The organism is Gelidibacter gilvus, assembly GCF_004115975.1.
Lineage (GTDB): Bacteria > Bacteroidota > Bacteroidia > Flavobacteriales > Flavobacteriaceae > Gelidibacter > Gelidibacter gilvus.
The window spans coordinates 58,677-83,666 of sequence record NZ_SDDZ01000004.1 but is presented as its reverse complement, the minus strand read 5'-3'; the positions used below and the strand labels follow the sequence as shown (position 1 = coordinate 83,666).

At 37.7% G+C, this 24,990-nt stretch carries 26 protein-coding genes; 9 read left to right on the top strand and 17 right to left on the bottom strand.

Annotated features, from left to right (window positions below; translation table 11 throughout):
* Positions 1–17 precede the first annotated feature (17 nt).
* The 6 genes from ESZ48_RS08865 (at position 18) to ESZ48_RS08840 (ending at position 4,452) form a co-directional block, all read left to right on the top strand.
* On the top strand, positions 18–464 hold the full coding sequence (locus ESZ48_RS08865) for a FixH family protein (protein WP_129016997.1): 447 nt from the start codon (positions 18–20) through the stop codon (positions 462–464).
* Positions 465–1,166 carry a sulfite exporter TauE/SafE family protein gene (locus tag ESZ48_RS08860; RefSeq protein ID WP_129016996.1) on the top strand — a complete coding sequence of 234 codons (702 nt, stop codon included), beginning with the start codon at positions 465–467 and terminating at the stop codon, positions 1,164–1,166.
* Between the two features lie 98 nt (positions 1,167–1,264).
* A complete protein-coding gene (locus tag ESZ48_RS08855; RefSeq protein WP_129016994.1) occupies positions 1,265–1,699 on the top strand; it encodes an RrF2 family transcriptional regulator in 435 nt (144 codons plus the stop codon).
* Positions 1,700–1,809: 110 nt separating this feature from the next.
* On the top strand, positions 1,810–2,541 hold the full coding sequence (ric, locus tag ESZ48_RS08850) for an iron-sulfur cluster repair di-iron protein (RefSeq protein ID WP_129016993.1): 732 nt from the start codon (positions 1,810–1,812) through the stop codon (positions 2,539–2,541).
* Positions 2,542–2,792: 251 nt separating this feature from the next.
* Positions 2,793–4,019 (top strand): hypothetical protein, encoded by a 1,227-nt coding sequence (locus ESZ48_RS08845; RefSeq protein WP_129016991.1) that lies wholly within the window; start codon positions 2,793–2,795, stop codon positions 4,017–4,019.
* Positions 3,991–4,452 carry a hemerythrin domain-containing protein gene (locus tag ESZ48_RS08840; RefSeq protein WP_129016990.1) on the top strand — a complete coding sequence of 154 codons (462 nt, stop codon included), beginning with the start codon at positions 3,991–3,993 and terminating at the stop codon, positions 4,450–4,452. Before ESZ48_RS08845 ends, ESZ48_RS08840 begins: the two co-directional genes overlap by 29 nt.
* Position 4,453: 1 nt before the next feature.
* Here ESZ48_RS08840 and ESZ48_RS08835 read toward each other — a convergent pair whose 3' ends face one another.
* The 17 genes from ESZ48_RS08835 to hemN form a co-directional block, all read right to left on the bottom strand.
* Positions 4,454–6,451 (bottom strand): TonB-dependent receptor domain-containing protein, encoded by a 1,998-nt coding sequence (locus ESZ48_RS08835; RefSeq protein ID WP_129016988.1) that lies wholly within the window; start codon positions 6,449–6,451, stop codon positions 4,454–4,456.
* A 134-nt stretch (positions 6,452–6,585) separates the two neighbouring features.
* Positions 6,586–7,431 carry a hypothetical protein gene (locus ESZ48_RS08830; RefSeq protein WP_129016987.1) on the bottom strand — a complete coding sequence of 282 codons (846 nt, stop codon included), beginning with the start codon at positions 7,429–7,431 and terminating at the stop codon, positions 6,586–6,588.
* 99 nt (positions 7,432–7,530) lie between these two features.
* Complete coding sequence (locus ESZ48_RS08825; protein WP_129016985.1) at positions 7,531–7,926, bottom strand: hypothetical protein; 396 nt, start codon at positions 7,924–7,926, stop codon at positions 7,531–7,533.
* A 71-nt stretch (positions 7,927–7,997) separates the two neighbouring features.
* On the bottom strand, positions 7,998–8,780 hold the full coding sequence (locus ESZ48_RS08820; RefSeq protein WP_129016983.1) for an ABC transporter permease: 783 nt from the start codon (positions 8,778–8,780) through the stop codon (positions 7,998–8,000).
* Positions 8,773–9,480, bottom strand: a complete 708-nt coding sequence (locus tag ESZ48_RS08815) for an ABC transporter ATP-binding protein (protein WP_129016982.1) — start codon at positions 9,478–9,480, stop codon at positions 8,773–8,775. The genes ESZ48_RS08820 and ESZ48_RS08815 overlap by 8 nt, the downstream gene beginning before the upstream one ends.
* On the bottom strand, positions 9,467–10,672 hold the full coding sequence (locus tag ESZ48_RS08810) for a nitrous oxide reductase family maturation protein NosD (protein ID WP_190246233.1): 1,206 nt from the start codon (positions 10,670–10,672) through the stop codon (positions 9,467–9,469). The genes ESZ48_RS08815 and ESZ48_RS08810 overlap by 14 nt, the downstream gene beginning before the upstream one ends.
* A gap of 251 nt (positions 10,673–10,923) precedes the next feature.
* Entirely contained in the window at positions 10,924–11,364 is a 441-nt protein-coding gene (locus ESZ48_RS08805) for a nitrous oxide reductase accessory protein NosL (protein WP_129016979.1), read from the bottom strand.
* Between the two features lie 97 nt (positions 11,365–11,461).
* Positions 11,462–12,076, bottom strand: a complete 615-nt coding sequence (locus ESZ48_RS08800) for a hypothetical protein (RefSeq protein ID WP_129016977.1) — start codon at positions 12,074–12,076, stop codon at positions 11,462–11,464.
* 243 nt (positions 12,077–12,319) lie between these two features.
* The gene (gene nosZ, locus ESZ48_RS08795; RefSeq protein WP_129016976.1) at positions 12,320–14,287 is read right to left on the bottom strand and encodes a Sec-dependent nitrous-oxide reductase; all 1,968 of its coding nucleotides are present in this window, start codon (positions 14,285–14,287) and stop codon (positions 12,320–12,322) included.
* Between the two features lie 32 nt (positions 14,288–14,319).
* Positions 14,320–14,889, bottom strand: coding sequence for a fasciclin domain-containing protein (locus tag ESZ48_RS08790; RefSeq protein ID WP_129016974.1), 570 nt, complete (start codon positions 14,887–14,889; stop codon positions 14,320–14,322).
* 67 nt (positions 14,890–14,956) lie between these two features.
* A complete protein-coding gene (locus ESZ48_RS08785) occupies positions 14,957–15,445 on the bottom strand; it encodes a c-type cytochrome (RefSeq protein ID WP_129016973.1) in 489 nt (162 codons plus the stop codon).
* 346 nt (positions 15,446–15,791) lie between these two features.
* The gene (locus ESZ48_RS08780; protein WP_129016972.1) at positions 15,792–17,051 is read right to left on the bottom strand and encodes an alginate export family protein; all 1,260 of its coding nucleotides are present in this window, start codon (positions 17,049–17,051) and stop codon (positions 15,792–15,794) included.
* A 24-nt stretch (positions 17,052–17,075) separates the two neighbouring features.
* A complete protein-coding gene (locus ESZ48_RS08775; RefSeq protein ID WP_129016970.1) occupies positions 17,076–17,831 on the bottom strand; it encodes an SCO family protein in 756 nt (251 codons plus the stop codon).
* A 117-nt stretch (positions 17,832–17,948) separates the two neighbouring features.
* Entirely contained in the window at positions 17,949–18,725 is a 777-nt protein-coding gene (locus ESZ48_RS08770) for a formylglycine-generating enzyme family protein (protein ID WP_129016969.1), read from the bottom strand.
* 85 nt (positions 18,726–18,810) lie between these two features.
* Positions 18,811–20,256, bottom strand: a complete 1,446-nt coding sequence (gene nirK, locus ESZ48_RS08765) for a copper-containing nitrite reductase (protein ID WP_129016968.1) — start codon at positions 20,254–20,256, stop codon at positions 18,811–18,813.
* Between the two features lie 181 nt (positions 20,257–20,437).
* Positions 20,438–21,268, bottom strand: a complete 831-nt coding sequence (locus ESZ48_RS08760) for a universal stress protein (RefSeq protein WP_129016967.1) — start codon at positions 21,266–21,268, stop codon at positions 20,438–20,440.
* A 97-nt stretch (positions 21,269–21,365) separates the two neighbouring features.
* Complete coding sequence (gene hemN, locus ESZ48_RS08755; RefSeq protein ID WP_223266400.1) at positions 21,366–22,730, bottom strand: oxygen-independent coproporphyrinogen III oxidase; 1,365 nt, start codon at positions 22,728–22,730, stop codon at positions 21,366–21,368.
* 224 nt (positions 22,731–22,954) lie between these two features.
* Between hemN and ESZ48_RS08750 the strand changes: the two genes are divergently transcribed.
* From ESZ48_RS08750 to ESZ48_RS08740, 3 genes are all read left to right on the top strand, one after another.
* Positions 22,955–23,536, top strand: coding sequence for a superoxide dismutase family protein (locus ESZ48_RS08750; protein WP_129016965.1), 582 nt, complete (start codon positions 22,955–22,957; stop codon positions 23,534–23,536).
* A gap of 99 nt (positions 23,537–23,635) precedes the next feature.
* Complete coding sequence (locus ESZ48_RS08745) at positions 23,636–24,166, top strand: RNA polymerase sigma factor (protein ID WP_129016964.1); 531 nt, start codon at positions 23,636–23,638, stop codon at positions 24,164–24,166.
* Position 24,167: 1 nt separating this feature from the next.
* The gene (locus tag ESZ48_RS08740) at positions 24,168–24,983 is read left to right on the top strand and encodes an anti-sigma factor (RefSeq protein ID WP_129016963.1); all 816 of its coding nucleotides are present in this window, start codon (positions 24,168–24,170) and stop codon (positions 24,981–24,983) included.
* Positions 24,984–24,990: the final 7 nt, after the last annotated feature.

Below are 24,990 nucleotides of genomic sequence, written 5' to 3'. Positions count from 1 at the left end.
TAGGCATGTGAGAGATTATGAAAATTAATTGGGGTACAGGGATTGTGTTGGCGTTTATATTTTTTATAAGCTTTATAATGTATTTTGTTATTTCTATGACGGTCAACAAAAAGTATGAACATGACTTGGTTGTAGAGAACTATTATAACCAGGAATTGGAATTTGAGAATGAAATCAACAAACAGAAAAACGCACAACATCTAAAAGAAGATATTACATGGAAACGTGTTCCGGAAGGCGTGGTTATTACTTTTCCTAACGACATGGAACCATCTGAAATTACAGGAAAAGTGTTCCTATATAGACCATCTAGTAAACAATTAGACTTTGAAAGTACAATTTCATTGTCTGACCATAATTTGCTCATACCTGACAAACGTTTATTAGGTGGTCGTTGGAACATAAAAGTAGATTGGCAATATAAAGGAAATTCATACATCTACAAAAAAGATATCGTCTATTAAATGCTCTGGTCTGCCGTCATACTTGGTGTTTTAGGAAGTTTTCATTGCGTGGGCATGTGCGGTCCTATAGCTTTTATGTTACCGGTAGATCGTGAAAATTCAGCAAAAAAAGTATTCCAGATTTTCACCTATCATTTCGGTCGGATTTTAGCTTATAGTATTATAGGTCTCTTCTTCGGATTGGTCGGAAAAAGTCTCTATATTTTTGGCTTACAGCAACAACTATCCATAGGTATTGGTGTTTTAATGATTGTAGTCGTTCTCATGCCTACAAAAATCTTCAACAAATACAATTTTTCGAAACCTATCTATAAGCTGATTTCTAGAGTAAAGAGAGCTTTAGGACAAGCGTTCAAGAAAAAAACTGCCGACACCTTTCTTACCATCGGATTTCTCAATGGCTTTTTACCTTGTGGCCTGGTCTATATGGCCGTTTTTGCGTCCTTGGCAATGGAAAGTACTCTTAAGGGCAGTCTATATATGGCCTTGTTTGGTATGGGCACCATCCCGTTAATGACCTCAGCGATCTACCTCGGAAAATTTCTGAATACAAAAGTAAAACAACGAATTCAAAAAGCAATTCCAATATTTGTGGTGGTTATAGGTGTCTTGTTTATCCTTCGTGGCATGGGCCTAGGCATTCCTTACATCTCCCCTGCTCCGGTGGTTGATATGGTTCAAGGAAATATTGAATGTGATTAATATGTTCAACTAAAAATTGATTACATATTTTAATACGGATAATTTTGTCCGAATTAAAAATTAATGTATATTTGTTTCACTAAAAAAAAGTAATTCATATGTTTTCAAAAGCTTGCGAATACGGTATCAAAGCATCTATTTATATAGCCTTGAGTTCTTATGATGGTAATCGTGTCAGTTTAAAGGAGATCGCTAAAGAAATCGATTCGCCAGAAGCATTTACGGCAAAAATACTCCAAGCCTTAGTAAGGGATCAAATTATAAATTCAGTAAAAGGTGCTTATGGTGGATTTGAAATTCCAAAAGAAGCAATTTCATCCATTAAGCTTTCTCAAATTGTAAACTCCATAGATGGCGACAGCATCTATCATGGCTGTGGATTAGGTTTAAACGTATGTGATGAAAATCATCCCTGTCCTGTGCATGATCAATTTGCAACGATCCGAAACGAGTTAAAACGGATGCTGGAAAGCACAAATCTTGAACAACTGGCTTTGGACATCAAGTCTGGGGCTTCATTTTTAAAAATTTAGAAACATTAAAAAAAATTACACTTAAATAGGATAAAACTATCCGAAATAATAATTGTCTAATTAATAAGCACCCGAAAAATCCTAGTTTATAGAGGATGGGAATAAATTTTATGGAAACATTACATAAAGACGCACAAAAACAGATCGGTCAATTTGTGGCTGACGATTTTAGAACCGCAGCGGTATTTTCTAACTATGGTATTGATTTTTGCTGTAAAGGCGACAGAACTGTCGAAGAAGTTTGCAAAAAAAACAATATTGAGGTTGAGGAATTACTGGGCAAACTGCTAGAGATTCAAATTTCAAATAACCAACAATCCATCGACTATAAGTCGTGGCCATTGGATTTGCTGGCAGATTATATTGAGAAGAAACACCATCGCTATGTTGAAGAAAAAGCGCCAGTATTGCGTCAATTCTTAGATAAACTTTGTAAAGTACACGGACAGAGACATCCTGAGCTTTTAGAAGTTACCGCACTATTTATAGGCTGCGCCAAAGAAATGGCATCACATATGAAAAAAGAAGAGCTCATCCTCTTCCCTTTTATAAAACGTATGGTAAAGGCACAAATGGAAGGTACTAAAATTGAATCCCCACAATTTACAACTGTAGAGAATCCAATTGCATTGATGAAACATGATCATGAACTTGAAGGTGATCGTTTCAGAAAAATTGTGGAACTCACCAATAATTATACCCCACCTGCTGATGCCTGCAACACGTACAAAGTAACCTTTGCCATGTTGGATGAATTTGAAAAAGATTTGCATTTGCACATACATTTAGAAAACAATATTTTGTTCCCTAAAGCTATTGAGCTGGAACAAACCCTTAATTGATTTTGGTTTTAATTGTTGAAGACACTTCCTCTTCGTTTCTTAACCTGCTGTGGTATTGTATGTTTCTTTGAGGGAAAAACGAGATCCACATAATAAGATGCGATAGGAAGTGTTTCTTTTATTAGGCATTGAAATTATCAATGCAAAACATTTTGTGAAATGACCGAAGAATTCTACTTTGTAGATTCTTTATTAGTCAAAAAAAATCCTATCATAGTGGATTCATTTATTGAATAATGAAAACCTCTTAAATGCAGAAAAAACTTGTTCTCGTATGTCTCATAAACTTTTTGGTCGCGGCTATAATGGGATTGATGCTACGATATGTTTTTGTGATTCCCCTTCATGAATTTGTAAAACCACTGCCTTTTGAATTTAGAAGCTTGATGCATGCCCATTCCCATGGCGCCATGTTGGGCTGGGTTTATCTCATGTTATATGTGCTGATAGTCCAACATTTTATTCCAGATAAAAAACCTGTTTACAACCGTTTATTTTGGCTCACGGAGATTGCGGTGATTGGGATGATGGTCAGTTTTCCTTTTCAGGGGTACGCTGCCATTTCCATCAGTTTTTCAACCTTACATATTATCTGTAGCTACTTGTTTATCCGATTGATCTGGAAAAACCACAAAATCAAGTCAAGACCCATCCAATTATTACTAAAGGGCTCCTTAGTGTTTATGTTCATTTCCACCATTGGTATTTGGTGTTTAGGTCCAGCTGCTGCCATGTTGGGGATAGAATCGGCGTTTTTTCAAATAGCCATTCAATTTTTCCTACATTTTCAATTTAATGGTTGGTTTATGTTTGCTGTTCTAGCGATATTCCTTCATCAATTTCACATAAAAAACACCGAAGTATTTCAGCGTTTTTTCATAACACTTATTGCCTCTACCGTGCTGACCTTTGCTTTACCGGTAAGTTGGTTTGCCTTTCATCCCATACTCTTATGGATCAATGGACTTGGCGCATTATTACAACTATTGGCAGGCTATTATTTTATTCTATTGTTGCGCCCACACTGGGAAGACTTCTGGCTCAAAACGCCAACGTTGACCAAATGGATGTATGTCTTGGCGCTCATCTCTTTTATTTTGAAAATAGCCTTGCAAACAAGCTCCATCGTCCCGACCATCTCTAGAATGGCATATCAATATCACAATTTTGTCATCGGTTTTATCCATTTAATGATGCTGGGTGTCATTACCGGATTCTTGTTCGCATTTCTTTTGAATTCTTCGCTGATTTCCATTAAAAGCAAGTCTTTGACCTTTGGAATCTATTCTTTTACCATTGGTTTCATTGCCACCGAGGTTTTATTACTTATTCAGGGTCTTTTTTATTATTTTGCCCTTGGGATGATCCCCAATTATTATCTACTCCTTTTCATAAGCAGTATTCTTTTGCCCTTAGGCATTTTATTTTTCATTTTAAACATATCCAACCATGAAACCAAAACCATTAAAACGACATAAAGCACTTCAACCTTTTAGCAGAGAGCATCATCATGGCTTATTGCTTTCTTGGAAAATCAGAAGTGGATTCAATAAAAACATAGATGTAGAACGCATCAAAACCTACGCCAATTGGTTTTTTGAAAATGAATTAATTCCACATTTTGAACTTGAAGAAACCCATATCTTCCCACTTTTAGATGCAGATAATGATTTGATAAAACGTGCGTTGGCCGAGCACAGACGCCTAAAACGCCTCTTCAATGATGATAAGGATATAGAAAAGTCCTTGCACAAAATAGAAGAGGAACTAGAGCAACATATCCGATTTGAAGAACGCATCCTTTTTCCTGAGATACAAAAGAACGCAACAGAAGAACAATTGGCCCTCATTGCCGATATTCATCATGGTGAACGCTTTGTAGACAATATGGCCGATGCGTTCTGGCTCTAATTTAATATATGATATAGGACATATTTACATATAAATTTCTCCCCTGCCGTGGGATATTGTTCCAATCGGCGTAGGTTGAATAATTGACATCCAAAATATTTTCTATCCCGTATTTCAAGATTACTTTATTCGTGTTGAGCTTGAATTCGTTTCCAAAATTCACATTTAAAATACCGTAGGCTGCGGTTTCATCCTCACCATAAAAATTGCTGTACCTACTTTGATTTGCATTGCCCTCCAGTTGTAGAGCAGCATTGAATTTGGCGGTTGAGTAATTAACTTCTGCCAAATAAGAAAAAGGCTTTATCAATGGTAAGTTCTCGCCATTGCTAGCACTTCCATAATTGTAACCCACAGTGCCGTTTATCGAAAATGAGTCTGAAAATTTATAGGATGAATTCAAATAGGCATTAAATATTTTGGCATTTGAAAGTGCGCTATAAACCTTTACCCCATCGGCACCAATAGTCATAGCACTCAAATTTTCATCAATATTTCCGATGATATAGTCCATGATATGGAAATAAGAAGTCTCAAATCCTAAATGAAAATTATTCTCATGGTAATTAGCTTTAAAATTGGCTTCAATAGCTTTTTCATTTTTTAAAGTCGGGTTGCCGATATAATCATAATTATCAAAACTATTGAAAAGGAAAAAGCCATAACCTTCACTTACAGATGGCGCTCTTTCGCCATAACCCGCTCCAAAGGACACATCATAATGCTCCTTTTTAAATTGATAATTGGTTGTAAAGCTGGACAATACACGGTTATTTGTCGCTCCAATTTCCGGATAAAATATCTGAAGACTTTCCAAGCCGGTTTCTTTGGCAATCTCATTTTGATGAAAACCGATTCTCAGAGCCGTTGAAAGCGATGTTTGGTCATTAAAGGCATACGTGTCTTTAGCATAAATTCCGGAATACAAGGTTCTAATATCTGGCCAGGTGTACATAAACATCGCAGCTTGGTTGGGATCATTGGGATACATGGTCATCTCTGCCAAAGAGCGGTTGTAAAACCCATTGAGATTGACCTCAAGGGCGTGTTTGTCAATAGTCATAGACGCTTTACTATAAAAGCCATAAGTATCACTCCATCCGGGCATATCCATGCGAATAGGCACATCAGGGCGTTTGGAATCGTCCATAACATGGGTGATGGTGTTGAAATAAAGTTTAGATTCCAAAGACTGAATAAAGGTGGAGTCATTCACATATTTATGTGTTACTGAAGTAATCAGTGCTTCGGCAAGCGACACGTCCATGGTCAGCGCAGGATAGCCAACATCTGTTGCTTTGTCATAAATAACGGCGGCCTCTAAAGTGTGATGATCTGTTAATTTATAACCCGTTTGCAACGACATATTATATTTTTGAAATTGCGAATACAGCACTTCTTGATTCTTGCCAGCATCATAATTATCCGACTTACGATATATCCCATCCGCATGGAGGTAGAACTTATTGCCAGAATACTCCAGATCCAAACCACCGGTTTTATAATTGCCATTGGTTTCATAACCCAAATCGACACTTGTTTTTAATCCGGATTGGTGGAATTTTGAATTTGTCAATTGCAAATCAATGCCACCTCCAATCGTATGTCCATTTTCTGAACCAGATTGGCCTGAACCAATACTTACCTTCCGCAAATTGGATACATCAACATAAGAGGTAATTGGATCCATTTTATCGGTGCAGGCACCAAAAATTTGCATGCCATCAATGGTCACGTTCAAGCGTTCGCTATTCATATTGTTCATAGCGGGTTCCCAAGCGTAATTACCGCGTTTGATCATGGTAATTTTATTCGATTTTTCTAAATAATCGTCAATACTGGCCAAAGTTTTTTCTTGGCGATAATTGCTCAATTTCCGTCGGCCCACCAAAGTAATTTCGTCTAATTTAGTGGTATCTTTTTTAGTGTCATGAGATTCTTGAGCGAAGATAATTCCGCCACAAAACACCCAAATCACAGCTAGTATAAGCTTTTTCATGGTCGTAGTGGTTATAAAAACTATCCTATCTGTCAGAATGAGAATGGTCGAAAATTCAATTTGGTTTCGAGTGCGCTCAACCTGACAGAACGATGTGTTTAGATAGCTTTATGAAATTTTTAAAATAGAATGGGTTAAAATTCAAGTTCCAAATAAAGTGAACTTTTCGGATGTTCTTCGGTGACACTTTCGCCTTTCAAGGCCTCACCAGAAGCATTCAATAACTTCAGATTGAGCACCCAGTAACCTGTCATGGTGAGCGATAAATTACCTTCATAGGTTTTATCTGCGCCATTATAGATCAAATCGGTGTTGTTAGGCGAACCGTGGTTCCCCATGCCTGGCATGCGCGGATCCAATGTCATTTTATAATCTTCAACAACTGGGAAAGCCATCATGCTTTCCATTTTAAACAAACCAACCTTTAACTTATTGATACCTATTTTAGGATTGTTTGGTGCCATCATGGCAACAACATAACGCACCTCATCGGTACCCATAAAACTGGCCACATTTTGATACTCCGCTTGCATAACTTTAATGTCTGCATTGGCTGTATAACTAGTGCCATTAATTGTATAATCAACTTTTAACGACCATCCTGAACCATCGAGGTTAGCCATTTGATAAATAATAAATCCCTCAAAAAGCGTTTTTTTGCCCAGAGATTTAGTGATCTCCGACTTTGGAGAAGAGTGTTTCATTGAAGGCATTTGCATCACAGGCATCCAAGATAAGGAAGCGTTCTCAATATAATTGTTGGAAGCGTTATCCTTGATTCGGATAGTTATGGCATTATAACCGGTTTCAAATTTACCGGAACTATTGTACAATTCAACTGTATGTGTGGTGTTGGTCAGGTCTTGGATTTTTTTAAGACCTTCAACTTCATTCAGTATGATATCTGAATCGTCATCTGTTGAACATGACATTGTAAATAGGGCAATAAACAGGATTGGGATGATATATTTTAGTTTCATTTTTTTTGATTATTAAGTTTAATAATAGGTTCTAGGCTCCCCTTCCCGCTTATAAAAACAAGCCAGAAAAGGAAAAAGAAGAGTTGATATCGAAAAAAATTAACTAAAGTTGGGTGGTGGGGTATCAATATCCTGATACTGAGCAATAATAGACGGTGTATAACCAAATGGAGAGTTCTTGTTTATTATCAAGATCTCTGTTTGAGTCTCGGCAACATCTATATTGTACAAACAAAACGCATCCAAAGACATGCGTCGTGTTTCTTGTGCTGGAAGATCGGTATTGGAATCTGGTGTGCTTTCTACAATCTGTTTGGTCAACTGACATTTACCATTACAGCCTTGTTGATCGTCTTTTTGAATACACAGGTTTTTTGCAATGATGGCCTGATTTGCCAGAAAATCACCAATAATCACCAAGGTATTGATATTATGTGCAAATAATATAAACACCAAAACAAAGGCCATGATTTTATGTGCAATGGTCGCAATCATAGTGCAAATCTAAGTATCTTATTTTAATTTTTATATGATAAGTATCACAATTTAATTCCAATTCTTAAGACTTAAAAATCCTTTTTCTTTGCTTTCATGGTGATTCTCAGTACTGGTAAAAGCACCCATAATGTCAAGGCCGAAAAAGATACGATCAATCCGAAATTGGTTCCAAAAAACTGTTTGAATACGGCACCGGTATAGCCTAACAACGCAGAGATATCCAACTTAAGCAAGATGAGCGTCCGCGAGAGATCTATTGGATTTAACATGGTTCCAATCAAGGATAATTTATCCAAAGGATAATCTTCAAAAATAATCAATGACATTAAGAAGATGCCATCATAAATAATGGCTAAAAACAACCACAATAGAATGGCATAACCAAATCCTTTAATTCTATTTTCATTGGACAAAGCAATGTTAAAGGCCAAAGCTGTAAATATGAGGGTCAGAAACGTTCCTGTGATCAGCAATAGGGAAAAATCCCAAATGGCATTGGACATAAACAATCCGTAAAAAACAAACGGAATCCCCAATCCTAAAATCAAGCTCATGGACAACGAAATGGCTACACCAAGATACTGACCCAAGAAAATAGACGATCGTTTTAAGGGTTGTGCCAATAACAGCTCTGTAAACTCCTTGGAATTGTAATAATACATAACGCCAAAAATGGTTCCTATTAGAGGCACTAAAACAATAATCACATTCATTAAGGTGATGACCGCTTTGGAAAGATCATTGTTCAAGAACAACAACACCACACCAAGCAATAAGTAAAATGCAAAATACACGTAACTCCAACGGCTACGCATTAAATCGTAAAAACTATATTTTAATATCTTAAACATGATTGTCAGTTAATATGGATGCGATGGCGTGTTCGAAATCCGGTTGATTGGTTTTATTTCTAAGTTCCGTAATCGTTCCTTTAAAGTAAATTTTACCCTCTAAAAGAAATACAATTTCATCTGAAATCTCTTCAACAAAACTCATAATATGTGAGGTAATCAGGATGGTTTTACCTTTAGCTTTTTCTGCTTGGATTAATTTTTTCAAACGCAACAATGAAATGGGGTCTAAACCTGAAGTTGGTTCATCCAATATCACCAAAGGGCTATCAAACATAAAGGTTAATACCAAATTCACCTTTTGTTTTGTACCACCAGAAAGGTTTCCTAATTTTTTATCCAAAAAAGGTTCTAATTTAAACAGACTGATTAAGTCTTGATCCAAAGAGGTTTTGCCACGTAGATCTTTAATCATTGTAATTAATTCCTTTACTTTTAAGTTATTTGGGAAATTAGCGATTTGAGGTAAATAATCTATTTTGTGTCGGTAATTAGACCCACTTTTTATATTCTCTCCCAATACAGTGATCTCGCCTTTATTGGGAATAACCATGCCCAACAAACACTTGATCAAGGTTGTTTTTCCTGATCCGTTTGGGCCTAAGACGGCAAATATTCCGCCTTCACCAATTTCCAAATTGAGGCCACTCAAAACCTCGTTTTTTCCAAATTTTTTATATAAATCCTTAATTTTTATCATGGTCTATGCGTTTAATTCTCGGGTTTTCATCCATCAAATCATCTGGGGTGAATACTGGAGAAACCTTTTCGGAGAAATCTATAAGGTCAATAAATAGACTTCGCAATAGAATTATGGCTTCTGGGGTTCTATTCACTATATATGAGAAGAGCTTTACGGGTCGGTAGGGCACATCGCCAATGCCGTCTTTATTTAAATCGTAACCGGTGTAATTGCTCCAAAAGTTATTATCGAATTTGTTGTCATTGATCTTTCCGTTATAGGAAATATCGAAAGAGTTATATAAGAAATTGTTATTAATAATTTCATTCTCGTAGCAGGCACCTTTCACTCTTATGGCGTAACCATTGCTCGTAAAATCGTTGTTGGAATATACTAAACGGTTACTTCCTTCAACCGTTATCCCAACCGTATTCTCTAAAAATAAATTATTTTTGAGGTTAACGTCGGTGACTTCCTTCAATAGTAATCCGTAGGCCGCCGTTCCCCAGTTTTTAGTAATGACATTGCGCTCCACCTCCATAAACTTTGAAAACATCAAAGCTATACCAGCACCATTGGTTTCAAACACATTATTGATGACATCATTATTGTTACTGAACATAAAATGCAGGCCATAGCGTACATTGTTCTTACTGAAATTATCTGTGATAGCTATATGACTGGAGAATTCTAGATAAATGCCATCACGAACATTGCGGACATCATTTCCGCGCACTTCTACATTATTACAATGCCATAAATGAATGGCATTCCCCGAGTTGAATTCGGTTACAGCCTCTCCTCTTACTTTGTTGTTGAGTACTTTTCCATTATTGGATTTTTGAAGATAAATTCCGAAGAAGAGTTTTTCAAGTTCTAAATTCTGAATCACGAATCCACTGCTATTTACAACGCGTACAGCGGCATAATCGGTGGTATAGCTTACGCCTACGTTTATAATCTTAAATCCGTCGAGCGTCACATTATCTGCGCCTATGGTAATGATCTCTCCTTTTGCGTCGCCATCTATAGTTGGAAGATCCTCGCCTATTATGGTAATGCCCTTATCAATCTTTAAATTGGCTTCCTTATAAATTCCTTTTTTCACCAAAATGGTATCGCCTTCGGAAGCCTGTTGTAGCGCTTCATGGATGGTTTTGACAGAACAAGAGGAACAAACGGTAATTGTATTTGACCATACATTTGTCATGGACAACAGTGCCGTTAAAAAGAAGATGATATAGTTTTTGTGTTTCAAAATGGAGTTAAAATTAATCAATATGAAGTCAATCTCTTTCGAGAGGATTAAAAAAATGAAGATACGGATTATAATAAAGTTTCATAAATTGAAATCCATGAAAAAGAATCCTTAAAAAACCAGTGTGATCTCGAATTTGATAAAAAAAACTTCAGCAAATCTTACAGACTTTGAGCCCTTTAGAACCTGCTGAAGCCATTTTTTTATTTAATAATTTTCAGATGGTCCTGAATTTCTTTCCAGGAGTAAATGTCTCCAGTAAATTTTTCTTGAGCTTTCTTTCCGGCTTCTTCATTTGCGAATGCTGAAAGATTTTCTCCCATTGGACTTTGCAACTGTTCGCTGACCAAATACGTAGCGTTTGTAGCATCAACCAACTCACCAGGAGCTTGGAAATCGGCCACTAAATAATAAGCCATTTCGGTGTCCTTAAACTCATCCTGTATAGAATGGACCATACATTCAATGGCATCATATTTATAAGCTTTACCTTTTGATGTCACTACTTGGGAGGCGTGTTGCTTATCTACAATGGTCATATCACAAAAATGACAAGCATCTGAGCCGTAATTAATAGGCTGTGGACTCACGTTGCACGACGCCAATAAAAGGCTTATAATGCTCAGAAAAAAAAACTGTTTCATCTGTTTGTATTTTTAATATTAAATAATCAAATTTTCAATGTTTCCAAGAAACTTCTACATCATCAATTTCTCCTCGGATCTTATAGTTTGTTTTGAATTAAGAAGCTTTCTTAGATTCACTTTTTCCGACAAAGAAAGCAACTACAGTAAGCAACATCCCAACGAATATCATATAAGCTCCAGCTGCTGGCCAAGAATCAACGTCAAAATTCAACATTTTTTGATAGCCTAAAAGTGGCGGTTTATACGTCATGGGCGTACCATCCAGGTTTTCGAGTTTCATGATCGCTTTAGGATCTAGATCAGTTCCATATTCGATGAGCCAGAGGTTAAAATCATACATTCCCATAATCCCAAGTATAGACATCAGTACGAACCAACCGAGAAACCATTTGTAACTTACCTTTCCGAAGAACCCCAGTAAACCGATGATCACTCCAAGAGCTACCATAATCCCTATGACCATAGGAAACACTTCAAATTCCCACATTTCTTCAACTTTCGGAATGGTTTTCATCCCGATATAGTGGTTAAGACCATCAATATTTTGAATGTCAAACTCTTCTACGCCCTCTATACCTTGAATGTAAATATTCATCCCAAGTGGATCTGGGTACTGTGGTGCGCCGAGCATAATATTCCATAGTGGAAATTTAAAAAGACCCAATAGCAGCAAGGAGCCAACAATCATTATTATTCCTGCTTTTTTCATACTTTAACTTCCCGTAAAACGGAAATGGTTTTTAATTAATACGCATTTTAAAACAATCAATTCCAAAGAGCCATACACAGCTTTAAAAAATCAATTTTGACAATCATTTGTTTAAATTATTTTAGAGTTTCCTGCCTTCTCAGTAATAGAAAGGCGAGAGCGATAATTCAACTCTCGCCTTATAGTAGGGAAATAAACACTAAAACAAAATTTCCCTAAACTTATACTATTGGTTATTTATATTTAATCTTCACCTAATGACCAAGACAACTCAATGTCAGAATCTGCTGGAGATACGCGGACATAGCCTTGCATTTCTTGGTGAAGCGCAGAACAGAAGTCCGTACAATAGAACGGCCATACACCTACTTGTTTAGGTTCCCAAACCAAGGTTTCAGTTTTTCCTGGAACAATCAGCAATTCGGCATTATTAGCTCCAATTACCGCAAATCCGTGAGGGACGTCAAAGTCTTGTTCAAGGTTTGTGATGTGGAAGAAAACTTTGTCTCCTACTTTTACACCTTCAATATTATCAGGGTTAAAGTGGCTACGGATCATGTTCATATAAACATGAACCTCTTTTCCGTCACGCACAACTTTGGTGTCCCCGTCAGAATGTGCAGCATAAGGGTGCTTGTTTTCAGCAAGTTTATAGATTTTTCTAGAGTTGTTCTTAATCAGTTCTGCTGGAATAGCAGCGGCATAGTGAGGTTCACCAATGGTTGGGAAATCCAATAGAAGTTCCATTTTATCACCACTAATATCAAACAACTGAGCCGATTGGGTCAACTCTGGACCGGTTGGAAGGTATCTGTCTTTTGTAATCTTGTTTAAGGCTACAAAGTACTTACCAAATGGTTTACGTGAGTTTCCACCAGGAATCATTCCGTGACCTACCGAGTAGAATACTGGTTGACGGTCTAAAACTTCCCAAGTTCCAACTTTCCATTTCACAACTTCAGAAGAAATAAAGAAGGTTGTATAAGCATTTCCTTTCTCGTCAAATTCTGTATGAAGTGGTCCTAAACCTGGTTGTTTAACAACACCAGCAAGGATGTCCTCAAAGTTCAAGATTGGAATACCGTAAGCTTCACCATCAAATTTCTTGTTCTTAATAGCATCAAGCATTTTAGTGAAACTGTGTACTGTCAAGTCAGCAGAAAGTTTTCCGTTACCAATAATGTATTCACCTGTTGGATCTACGTCACACCCGTGTGGCGATTTTGGAGTAGGTAAGAAATAAACTGCTCCAGGAACATCCAGTGGGTTTACGGTCAATACTTCTTTCAACATTGTAGAGGTTGCCATATGCGTATTTTCATCCATGACGTTATGTGCATAGTTGGCAGGAACCATTTTTCCACCGCCATTATTCACGTATTCTTCAATGACTTTCCAGTTAATGGCAGCAATGAAATCCTTGTCGTTTTGTGACGCGTTAACTTCCAAAAGTGAGTGGGCTTCTTCAGTGTTATAAGTGGTAAAGAAGAACCAACCGTGACTCTTATCGCGCCCAGGGTGAGAAAGGTCATAGTTAAATCCAGGCATAATCAACTGGAATTTAATTCCCATTCTTCCCGTTTCTTGATCAACGCTAATAAACGTTAGAGATCCTTTAAAGTTCCCTTTATATTCATTTATTGGCATGTCTTTTTGTGGGATTGGCACAGAAAAACGTGTTCCGGCAACCACATATTCAGTGTTTTCGGTAATAAATGATGAACTATGGTTACCCGCACTGTTTGGGATTTCAATAATCTCCTCTGTTGCAAAGTTTTTCAAATCGATACGTGCAATACGTGGGGTGTTGTTTCCATTGATAAATATCCAACGGCCATCCAATTCACCATTTGTTTGTGAAATATCAGGATGATGTGAATCATCCCATGGCACAAAACCGTAAGAAGTATTCAACATCGGTTTGGTCTCCTCAGAATACCCATATCCATTTTCAGGGTTTTGTGAGAATACAGGAAGAACTTTTAGCATTCGACCTGATGGCAAGCCATAAACACTAAGCTGTCCACTAAATCCTCCAGACATAAATGCATAGTATTCGTCATGCTCACCGGGAGCAACATATACTCTTTCTGCAGCATTAGTTGCAAGACCACCTTGGCCTTTGCCCGACTTCCGGTCGTTTCCATTGTTACAGCCAACCAATCCGGCAGCTATAGCTAAGAAAAATAAAATATTAATTGATTTTTTCATTGTCCTATTGTTTACATTAAATTGTTTTATAATTAATTTGCAGGTAATATCACTTTATCCACGACGTGAACAATTCCATTTCCTGCGGGTACACTAGCCAAAATTTTAGCTCCGCCTACATAAACATCTTCACCTTTTACTTCTACAGCGGCATCTTCACCACTGGCCTGTCCAACTTTTTTAAATTTTTTCAGGAAATCCTTTGAATAGTTACCAGGTGTTACGTGATTCTTTAGTATATAAGCCAACTTTTCTTTGTTTTCAGGCTTTAAAAGTTCCTCTACCGTTCCAGGAGGCAAAGCGTCAAAGGCTGCATTAGTTGGCGCAAAAACCATTAGTGGTCCAGCGTTAACCAGCGAATTCTCCAAACCTGCCGCTTGAACAGCTGCCACCAATGTGGTGTGATCAGGTGATCCAATTGCAATTTGCAACAGGTTTGGTTCTGACTCATCATCTTCAATAAAAGCCTGTCCTTGATTTTTTGTTTGGACATCGCTTTTAGTGGAACTCTCTACCGAAGTTCCGGTGGCTGTTTCATTCTTACAAGCTGCAAACACAAGTAATGCGGACGAAACAAAGAGCATTTTTAGGATTGTTTTCATTTGAATTTAGCTTTTAGACCTTGAAGAAATCAATTCTTTCGAAAGCCGGTTGGTTGTTAAGTATATATTAAAGTGTTCTAAAATATTCCACCATCTGCCTTGCCTGTTCTTCAGACATGTTCTGGTTTGCCATTGGCGAACCGTTAAACTCAAGCAAAAGATCATGAGCAAGCGGATCATCTTTAGTCATTCCTTCAGGGTTCAAGATCATATTCATCACCCATTCTGGAGTTCTTCTTTCCAAAATTCCTTTTGGAGCAGGACCGATGAATTTTTTGTCCACTTTATGACAGGCGGTACAGTTCATCTTGTAAACTTCCTCTCCTTTGGCGGCCATTTCCATATCAATCGTTTCGCCCAGTTCCACATTTTTGATAGGGCCAATGCCTTTATTGGTTAAGTCAACTCGTTGAGAAGCTGGCACGCTGGATACCGCTTTTGTTTGCTCTGTTGGTGCTGGTTTCGCGTATGGATCATCTTTCTTTTTTTCTCCATCACCACACCCCATGAACAGCATGGCTCCTAATACTGTAAAAATTGTTAGTGTTTTTTTCATTTTTTAAAAATTTAAGTTGTGATAAAAATTCCAGAACTATAGTGATGTCATAGTCCTTTTTGTCTGCTTTTATTTAACAAAAATAAGTCGATAATCTCTCATAAAACATGACAATAATCATATTTCGGATGATTATGTCCTCTTTGATGGTGGAATTTGATTAAAATCGGTCATAAAATAGATACTTGGCGTAATTTATTTTTAACTCACATCTAAACAGAAGGATACGATCATTGAGAATATCGCAAAAAAAAATCCTTCAAGACATTGAATTGGATGTCCTGAAGGATTAATTAAGGCGTTTACTTGGAATTCCTTTGGCTTAAAATTCCAATAAAAACAGGGATTAGTTATTTACTGTATGCGTGAATAATTTTGGTTTGAACACAAACATGGCCCATGCCCAATTAGTCGTATTATTCCTGTTGCCTCCTTTTAGGACCTCCATGCTTTCTGTGGCAAATATGTGTGAATAGCCTACTTGAAAATCGATATTAGAAGCAATCTTATAACCGAATGAGAAATCTATTTCAGTTCCTAAATAGTTGTCTTTTTTATTCCCCTGATTGTCTACCACATTTGCCGCAGCTGAAAATAGATGTGGTATTAATTGTAGGGTTACTTTTTCCTTCTGATATTTTAAAGGTACACTAATGTCCAAGAGACCCACAGAATTGATATGATTTCCAACATAGAAATAATCCATCCACCCGTTGAATTTATGGTTGGTACCAAATAATGGGTTAAAGGAGTTCAATTTGTCTGATGTAGCATCCATATCTGTTCCGGAAAGCAATTCGGCACCAAGACCAAAAGTAAATTCTGAATTGATTTGATAATGTAAGTTTCCTGACAAATTATAAGCACTTAAGTTCCGATCGGCAATTTTTCCCGTTTGGAAATAAACCGAAGCATCTCCCTTCAATTGTTTTTTTCCAAAGGATACAAAACCTCCGAGCGTTTGGTTATAATCCACTTCCTGCTTTCCATTTTGATCAAACGTAAATCCTGTATTGAGCGCCAAGAGACTTAAACTTAAATTTTCAAAACTGGTATGGTACCAGGCATATTGAAATGCTTTGTAGTTATTAACGTTATAATTGGTTTTAAACAGGGTTTCATCTTCTTCATTCAGAGCGAGACCAATGTCCAATTGGTTTTTGGAATTGGGTTGGTAGGTGGCAATAAACGCGTCATGGCTTCTACCGGCTTGTGCCCAATCGACATTTCCGAAAATTCGAGAATCGTCATAAATGATTTCCTGTCGGCCCATTTTAAATGAAAACTCCGAATCTAATTTAAAGGATGCCCAGGCTTCGTGGATGGCGGTTCCGTTGACATCACTTGCAGATAAGGTGCTGACTTCTCCCCAAGTTCTTACATTTTGCAAGGAAATATAAGCATTCAATTTTTCACTGCCATAATTCAAATTAAGGCGCGAACGTTGTGATATAAAGGTTGCTGCATCTGCGGCATCAGGAACTAGCGTTTTAAAGCCATGCCTGTACTCAGCACGTGGTCTTAACTGGAGATCGATGCCAAATTCTTGGGCAAAAAATGTCTGGCTCAACGTGCCGAAGCACATTAAAAGGAGTAGTTTTTTCATGAGTTTAATTTATTAGAACCTATACTAGTTTTGACTTGTGGACAAAGAAGTTAATAGCCTGTTTTTGGCGGCGACCGCTTTTTCTATGTGTTGAACCGTGGCATCAGAATTGACTCCAAGACCCTCTTGTTGAAATACCATTTCGCCTTGATCATTAAAGACGGTGATAATGTTTGAATGTGAAAAATCAATTGGTGAAATTTTCATATAATTAACAGCTACAACAGCAGCAAATTCACGGGTATTATCTTCTGAAGATCGCAAAAACAGCCACGGGTGTTTATCCATGACGTTTTCTTCAGCAAAGGCCTTTAAACGTTCAGGAGTATCTGTAACCGGATCAATACTCACCATTATCATTTTAACGTGTTCTTTTGTGCTTTTTGACAATCGTTCTTCAATATTTCGCATATCGGCCACCAATCGTGGACACGCCGCTTTACAAGATGTGTAAATCATGACCGCCACCAAAACATCACCTTTGAGATCTTCAAATTGAAGATCTTCCCCATTTTGATTGGTCCATGTGGATTTAATGTTAAAAATTGAAAGGTCTGAAATTTCATCTGAATCTTTTTTCGATTCTTTTATCGTTTCAACGGGTATTAAATCCATTTTACAAACAGGACAACTGCCAGGTTCGTCGTAGGTTTTAGCGCCTTCACATTCCATTGGGCAGTAATATGCTATGGCTTCTTCCGATGATTTGGAGCTGTCATTCTTACAAGCAGTAAATCCGATAAAAAGAATACTGCATAGTATAAAAAGTGTTTTTTTCATGTGTTATATTTATTGTTTTTCAATGGTCATCCTTCGACTTTGCTCAGTACAGGTTTGCTGCCGCAATTAATCATTTCCACGGGTCATTATAATTATAGCATGCTCGTTTTATAATTATTAGGGGGTTTCAATATCTTTGGCACATCTAAATCCGAGATTCTTTATCGCGTAATTGGCCTTGATACTGCCTCTAAAAGCGTAGCGCATAAAAGCTGCGTAATTCATTAGATCAGTAGCACCCAACGAGGCGCTTCCGCAGAATAAATTATTGTCTCCATCTTTATCTTTTCTTGATTCACCGGAAAGCATAACAGAGTTAAAATCTGAGGTCCATTCCCAAACTAAACCATGTAAGTCAGAAACACCCCAATAATTTTTTGGATTTTGACCAATTTGATTTTCGTTGGATCGTGGCGCTTCATACCAGGACAAAATCTTTTCGTTGTAAGATTTCTTGATACGGGCATCCTTAGACGTTTCATCTGACATGGCGGCATATTCCCACTCGTCCATGGTTGGTAAGCGTTTGCCCATACAGTCGCAATAAGCTTTGGCTGCAAACCAACTGACATAAGTGACTGGGCTATTTGATTTGGCATCGTCATTGAGTTCAAAATTGTTCTTCCAATTTCTCAAGTACATGCCATCAGCAAAGATCTTTTTGGCGTTAGATTTCTGCCATTCTGGAAATTTTTTAACAAAATCCATATACTGTTCATTAGTCACCGGATATTTATCCAGATCAAAATCCTTAACCTCAACTACCGTGGAGTCCCTTCCGTACAACGGAATGTAACGGGCGCCATTAATACGTGCCATATCTCCAGATTGCCCAAAACTAAATAGGTGGACAAAAATCAAAACAAAGGACAATCTGAAGAGTTTGGTACGCATTTTTTAAGGAATTAGGGATTAGGTATTAGTTTTTCAACTTCGATTTCAATTTCAATTTCAATTTCAACTTCAATTTCAATTTCGACTACTTCTTTTTCTCTTTCACTTTCTTCACCATTTCAGGCGTTACCACCGTTTTATTATTGCCCCAGCTGTTATACACATAGGTCATTACGTTGGCAACTTCTTCTTGAGAAATCATTTGTGCGGTCATGATACTGTTGTACTTCTCACCATTTACCGTAATTTCTCCACTCAATCCGAAAAGCACCGCTTCAATAGCTCTATCAACATCAGCATTTAAATAATCTGACTTTGCCAAAGGAGGGAAGGCACTTGGGATCCCCTGCCCTTCTGCTTGGTGACAAGCAATACAGGTTTGACCGTAAATCTGTTTTCCAAATTTCATTTGCTCCTCAAAGGATTTTGCAGGAATATCAGATTCTTTGATCTCGCTTGTTGTTGGCATTCTTTGGATACCTGGACCTTCAGGAAGATAAATATTATCCATAAGTTCTCCAGAATAGATTTTTTCATTTTCCTCACCGGTGACATTCAACAGACCCAAAGCACCTTTATTGAACGCTCTGAAAATAGAGTGGTCAACCAAGACGTATGATCCTGGAACATCTACCTTAAATTCTATCATGGCTGCACCACCTGCAGGGATCAACGTTGTTTGTACATTCTCATTGACCAAACTACCGCCCTCAACTGTTACCCTGTCAAATATTTCTCCAATAACGTGGAAAGAAGACACTAATCCTGGCCCTCCATTCCCCACAAAAAGTCTTACGGTCTCCCCTACTTTAGCGGTTAATGCACCATCACCGGTCAAAGCGCCTACTTTTCCATTAAATACCACATAATCGGCTCTTTCATCAACTGCTTTCTGCATGTCAAAAGGTTGCAAACCACGTTCGCCGTTAGGACCCGCAGTATAGAAATCGCCCTGCATAACGTAGTACTCTTTATCTACTGGAGGTAAACCACCTTCAGGCTCTATCAAAATCAGGCCATACATTCCGTTGGCAATATGCATCCCTACAGGAGCTGTAGCGCAATGGTAAACATACAAGCCAGGAGCTAATACCTTAAAGGAAAACACTTTTTCGTGACCTGGAGCCACAAAAGAAGACTCTGCTCCTCCACCTGGACCATTCACCGCATGTAAATCAATGTTGTGAGGCAGTTTATTATCTGGGTGGTTTTGCAAATGGAATTCGATTTCATCTCCTACACGAGCTCTGATAAAACTTCCTGGAACTGAACCACCAAAAGTCCAGAATACATAACGTACCCCATTTGAAATTTCACCTTCCGCTTCAAGGATTTCCATTTTTACAATAAGTTTCTTTGCCTTACGCTTCCCTACAGGTTTTGGCACGTGGGGTGGCGCAGTCAATTCTGCAATCATCTCCAAACTTACTGGGATGTCTTCGGTAGCCGTATATTTTTCTTTTTTCTCTTGAAAACAGCTAAATAAAAAAACTGTTGCGATTAGTACTGTGAATTTGAGTTTTGATTTCATAATGTGGTTATAATTGGTTTATGGTTCAAAGTTATTGGTATTTAACAGCACAAAATATGATTTTTGTCATATATCGGACATTTTTGTCCTAATTAAAAATGTCATGCAACAACAGCCTTAACGTCTGTTTGTTACATGACATGAAATATATTCCACCGTCTTATATATCATAAATATTTTTCTATATTTTAAATGTCATTACTGGAAGGTTGGCGCGATTTGCCAAATCTTCAGAAATACTTCCTTCAAAAAAATGTGCCAGTCCTTTTCTTCCATGGGTTGGCATGACGATCAAATCAGCTCCAAAAAGATTGGAAAAATTCATAATCCCTTGTTGTATGGAATAATCTGAGACATAGTGAACTTTGTTTAAATTGTTCATATTCCCTTCCGCTTTCATCAAAAAACTAGCGACGTTTTGCTCCATTTCAGCAGTACTTTTAAAATTCTCCCCTGGAACATTCACATATAATAAATGCACATTGGAAGTTTCGCCGAGTGTTTCTAAAACACGTTTATAAACATCGACACTCTTTTCTGTAAAATCAGAAGGAAAAATAACCGTTTCAAAAGTAAGATTGCTCGGTTTTTGCTTAATCACCAAAACAGGAAGTTTGGAATGACGCACTACTTTTTCAGTATTTGAACCTACAAAAACCTCTGTAAACCCACTAACTCCATGAGAGCCCATGACAATCAAATCGGCATGGTGTTCTTCAGCAACTTCACTGACCTCACTAAACACCTTGGAGTGTTTGACAATTGGAGTGACTTTAATGCCTTGTAAATAGTCTTTGCTTAAAAACTCATCAAACTTTTGCTGGGCAAGCTTTAAAAAAAATAACATTTTCGGTTTTGGTCCGTCATTTGATGCAGTCAATATGGCATCGGACATTTCTAACATATGTAATGCAAAAATTTCGGCATTATTTTTTTTCGCCAAAATAGCTGCGGCCTCAAGAGCGTATTCAGAATATTTGGAGAAATCTATTGGAACAATAATCTTTTTCATAGGTAGGTGTTTTTTTATTAAAAATAAAAGGTACTCATATTATATTAAATTGACAAACGAAAATCACTGTCAACTTTTGATTTTAAACTTTCACAGGTTATACTGTCATTGAAAACAGCTGTCTTTCAGGGGTTCTTCTTTTTAGATGTAAATCAAAGGCCATGCAAACATTTCTAACAAATGGCTTCCCCTTCTCAGTAATGGTCAATTGTCCTTCACCACGCACTAATAAGCCATCCTGTTCCATTTCTTTCAAATGCTCCAATATCTCAGGCAATTCTTCAAAATACAGGTCATCTGGCGTCCACGAGGTCTCAAAATGGCACATTAGATTAAGAATATGTTTTCTGATGATGAGATCTTCTGCGTTCAAGATATGACCTTTTACCACAGGAATAATGCCTTCATTCACCAAATGGTAATAATCTTCAACATTTTTTACATTTTGGGCAAACCCAAACCAGCTATCGCTAATTGCCGATACGCCCAACCCAATCATGGCTTTGGTTTTTGAAGCCGTATAGCCCATAAAATTGCGATGGAGTTGATTTGTAATCATGGATTGGTACAATGAATCTGATTCTAATGCAAAATGGTCCATTCCAATTTCATGATATCCTGCTTCAAAAAGCAAGGTCTTGCCCAATTCATATTGCTGTCTTTTTGCTTCTCCAGATGGCAGGTTGCTTTCATCAAATCCACGTTGGCCATTTCCTTTTATCCAAGGGACATGCGCATAACTGTAAAATGCAATCCGATCAGGTTTAAGCTCTTTTGTTTTTGCAATAGTTTCCTTGACGTGGGCTTCGGTTTGAAATGGCAATCCGAAAATAAGATCATGTCCAACCGAATTATAACCGATGGCCTTAGCCTGTTCAGTCACCCGTTTGACATTCTCAAAAGGTTGAATTCTATGGATCGCCTTTTGCACCGTTTCATTATAATCCTGAACTCCAAAACTGACGCGCCTAAATCCGAGGTCATAAAAAGTTTGTAAATGCTGTTCTGTCGTATTATTAGGATGGCCTTCAAAGCTGAACTCATAATCGTCAGCCAAGGTGGCACGTCTTAAGATGCAATTGATGAGCAGATTTAAATGGGTAGGCGAAAAAAATGTTGGTGTGCCGCCCCCAAAATGCATTTCTTTTATTTTGGGTTTAGATGGCAACAGATCACAATAGAGGTCCCACTCTTTCACTACAGCATTGATGTACGGGATTTCAACACTATGTTGCTTCGTAATCCGTTTGTGGCAGCCACAAAACGTACATAAACTTTCGCAAAATGGCAGATGGATATAAAGACTCAACCCTTCCTCCTCATTGCTTTCTGCAAAAGATTTAAGAAGTGAGTCCTTCCATGCCTTCATGGAAAATGTGTCATCAACCCAATAGGGAACCGTCGGATAGCTGGTATATCTTGGCCCAGCAACATTGTATTTATCAATTAAAGACCTATTCATTCTTGTTTCGATTAAATCTGATTCAAAAATATTTCAAATACGCTATAAAAAATATGATATAAGTCATGAAATCCCCACCGTTTGAATTAATTTTAGCAGGCACTTAGAATAGGAACTATTTGGGACGAATCTTATATTTTACAATCCCTATAGCTAAATACACATAAATTAACAGTAACTTTAATCCTTCATTATTAAAATTTAAACACTAAAAAACTATAACTATGAAACGAATATCACTGATACTCTTAGCTGTTTTTGCTCTGACTATGACCACATCTTGTAAAAATGATAAAAAAGAAACCAAGGCCGATGACATGCAAGAAATGTCAAAAGAAGCGCCGGTTAAAGAAGTCATAAAACTGCAAGTGAGCTTGGAACCGAAAAGCGGCAGTCAGGTGAAAGGAAATGCTGTATTTACTGAAGAAGATGGCGCTGTCACTATGGTGGTGGTCATTGACGGACTTACCGAAGGTGAGCACGCGATCCACCTCCATGAAAAAGCAGATTGTTCAGCAGCCGACGGCATGTCTTCTGGAGGCCATTGGAATCCAACCAATCAACCTCACGGAAAATGGGGAAGTCCGGATGGCTATCACAAAGGCGATATTGGAAACCTTCAAGCCGATGCCAACGGAAACGCAACCCTTAGCATGACTACAGATGAGTGGTGCATTGGATGTGGCGATGCCAATAAAGACATTATAGGAAAAGCCATCATTGTCCATGAAGGCATTGATGATTTCAAAACACAACCAACAGGTGATGCCGGCGGACGCGTAAGTTGTGGCGGTATTATTCAATAATCTATTACGTTACATAAAACACACTTAAGCCACTTTTACAAGTGGCTTTTTTTTTCTCAATTTTTAATTTCCTTAAGAAAGAATATCTAAAAATACTATATGCAATTAGAAGTATTGATTTCAAAATTTCAGCAAAAAGACGAAAAAGCATTTACAGAGCTCTACCGTATGTATGGCGATAGTATGCACGGCGTCATCTACAATATACTGAGAGATCATGCCATTGCAGAAGAAGTCATGCAGGATGTTTTTATAAAAGCCTGGAACAATGCCAACAGCTATTCTGCCGAGAAAGGACGGTTTTTTACCTGGATCTTAAATATTGCCAGAAATGCTGCCATTGATAAAACACGCTCCAAAGCATTTAAGAATTCAAAAAAAAACCTGAATGCTGAATATTTCGTAGATATTCTTCAACACACTGATAGTTTAGATGATCAAACCGATGCCATTGGCATCAAAAAGTTTGTGAGTCAACTTGCCAAAAAATGTATTGAAGTGATTGAGCTTTTGTACTTTAAGGGATTTACCCAAAAGGAAGCTTCAGAAGCCCTTGACATGCCCATTGGCACCATAAAGACACGAAACAGAAATTGCATTAAGGAATTAAGAACTATTGTACTCAACTAATATGGATATAAACGCTTACATAGCATCTGGAATTTTAGAGCTTTACGTAGCAGGTGCACTCTCTGAAAACGAAAACAAAGAGGTGTATCAACTTATGCGCGAGCATCCAGAAATACTTCAGGAGGTTTTAGACATAGAAGCTGCCATTGTTAAACTCACCGCTGCCACTTCTAACAATAAAAATGCAGGCTTGCTTGAAACGATCAAGGACAAATTAACTTTTAACGTGTCAGATGTGGATACCAAAGTAATTTCCATTGCCAAACCTAAATACAACTGGTTGACCTATACAGGATGGGCCGCAGCTATTATTATTGGCGCTGGATTATTCTGGACCTTGAATCAAAATAAAGAACTGGAATCCAACTTAAACACAGCTGAAACAGAAAAAGCCTTTTTGGAAGAACAGATTGCAAATTCCAGAACAGAGCTTGCCGATTCAAAAAAACTGTTAAATTTCCTGCGTGATAAGGATATCATTTCAGTCCCGTTAGGAGGTCAAGGCGAATTCGCAAATACCTATGCCAAGGTCTATTGGAACAAAAAGGATAACAGTATTTATTTAGATGCGCAAGGACTTCCTGAGGCGCCATCGGGTAAAGTGTACCAAGTATGGTCCTTAAAACTGAATCCGTTGACACCAACAAGTTTGGGCACCATTGACGATTTCAATTCCGACGACAACAAAATATTTGCCATTGCCAATGCCAACGAAAGTGAAGCCTTCGGAATTACTTTAGAAACTGAAGGTGGTAGTGACACACCAACCATGGAGCAATTATATACTTTGGGACTTGTAACAGCACCAGCGCCTTAAAAGGAGA

What these genes read in the sequence shown, in the direction of transcription:
- ESZ48_RS08830 (WP_129016987.1), bottom strand. Translation starts at nt 7,431, where the DNA reads ATGAAACTAAAATATATCATCCCAATCCTGTTTATTGCCCTATTTACA.
- ESZ48_RS08770 (WP_129016969.1), bottom strand. Translation starts at nt 18,725, where the DNA reads ATGCGTACCAAACTCTTCAGATTGTCCTTTGTTTTGATTTTTGTCCAC.
- ESZ48_RS08820 (WP_129016983.1), bottom strand. Translation starts at nt 8,780, where the DNA reads ATGTTTAAGATATTAAAATATAGTTTTTACGATTTAATGCGTAGCCGT.
- ESZ48_RS08760 (WP_129016967.1), bottom strand. Translation starts at nt 21,268, where the DNA reads ATGAAAAAGATTATTGTTCCAATAGATTTCTCCAAATATTCTGAATAC.
- ESZ48_RS08855 (WP_129016994.1), top strand. Translation starts at nt 1,265, where the DNA reads ATGTTTTCAAAAGCTTGCGAATACGGTATCAAAGCATCTATTTATATA.
- nirK (WP_129016968.1), bottom strand. Translation starts at nt 20,256, where the DNA reads ATGAAATCAAAACTCAAATTCACAGTACTAATCGCAACAGTTTTTTTA.
- ESZ48_RS08805 (WP_129016979.1), bottom strand. Translation starts at nt 11,364, where the DNA reads ATGAAACAGTTTTTTTTTCTGAGCATTATAAGCCTTTTATTGGCGTCG.
- ESZ48_RS08780 (WP_129016972.1), bottom strand. Translation starts at nt 17,051, where the DNA reads ATGAAAAAACTACTCCTTTTAATGTGCTTCGGCACGTTGAGCCAGACA.
- ESZ48_RS08745 (WP_129016964.1), top strand. Translation starts at nt 23,636, where the DNA reads ATGCAATTAGAAGTATTGATTTCAAAATTTCAGCAAAAAGACGAAAAA.
- ric (WP_129016993.1), top strand. Translation starts at nt 1,810, where the DNA reads ATGGAAACATTACATAAAGACGCACAAAAACAGATCGGTCAATTTGTG.
- ESZ48_RS08785 (WP_129016973.1), bottom strand. Translation starts at nt 15,445, where the DNA reads ATGAAAAAAACACTAACAATTTTTACAGTATTAGGAGCCATGCTGTTC.
- ESZ48_RS08800 (WP_129016977.1), bottom strand. Translation starts at nt 12,076, where the DNA reads ATGAAAAAAGCAGGAATAATAATGATTGTTGGCTCCTTGCTGCTATTG.
- ESZ48_RS08750 (WP_129016965.1), top strand. Translation starts at nt 22,955, where the DNA reads ATGAAACGAATATCACTGATACTCTTAGCTGTTTTTGCTCTGACTATG.
- hemN (WP_223266400.1), bottom strand. Translation starts at nt 22,730, where the DNA reads ATGAATAGGTCTTTAATTGATAAATACAATGTTGCTGGGCCAAGATAT.
- ESZ48_RS08815 (WP_129016982.1), bottom strand. Translation starts at nt 9,480, where the DNA reads ATGATAAAAATTAAGGATTTATATAAAAAATTTGGAAAAAACGAGGTT.
- ESZ48_RS08825 (WP_129016985.1), bottom strand. Translation starts at nt 7,926, where the DNA reads ATGATTGCGACCATTGCACATAAAATCATGGCCTTTGTTTTGGTGTTT.
- nosZ (WP_129016976.1), bottom strand. Translation starts at nt 14,287, where the DNA reads ATGAAAAAATCAATTAATATTTTATTTTTCTTAGCTATAGCTGCCGGA.
- ESZ48_RS08835 (WP_129016988.1), bottom strand. Translation starts at nt 6,451, where the DNA reads ATGAAAAAGCTTATACTAGCTGTGATTTGGGTGTTTTGTGGCGGAATT.
- ESZ48_RS08860 (WP_129016996.1), top strand. Translation starts at nt 465, where the DNA reads ATGCTCTGGTCTGCCGTCATACTTGGTGTTTTAGGAAGTTTTCATTGC.
- ESZ48_RS08790 (WP_129016974.1), bottom strand. Translation starts at nt 14,889, where the DNA reads ATGAAAACAATCCTAAAAATGCTCTTTGTTTCGTCCGCATTACTTGTG.
- ESZ48_RS08840 (WP_129016990.1), top strand. Translation starts at nt 3,991, where the DNA reads ATGAAACCAAAACCATTAAAACGACATAAAGCACTTCAACCTTTTAGC.
- ESZ48_RS08775 (WP_129016970.1), bottom strand. Translation starts at nt 17,831, where the DNA reads ATGAAAAAAACACTTTTTATACTATGCAGTATTCTTTTTATCGGATTT.
- ESZ48_RS08810 (WP_190246233.1), bottom strand. Translation starts at nt 10,672, where the DNA reads ATGACAAATGTATGGTCAAATACAATTACCGTTTGTTCCTCTTGTTCT.
- ESZ48_RS08740 (WP_129016963.1), top strand. Translation starts at nt 24,168, where the DNA reads ATGGATATAAACGCTTACATAGCATCTGGAATTTTAGAGCTTTACGTA.
- ESZ48_RS08845 (WP_129016991.1), top strand. Translation starts at nt 2,793, where the DNA reads ATGCAGAAAAAACTTGTTCTCGTATGTCTCATAAACTTTTTGGTCGCG.
- ESZ48_RS08865 (WP_129016997.1), top strand. Translation starts at nt 18, where the DNA reads ATGAAAATTAATTGGGGTACAGGGATTGTGTTGGCGTTTATATTTTTT.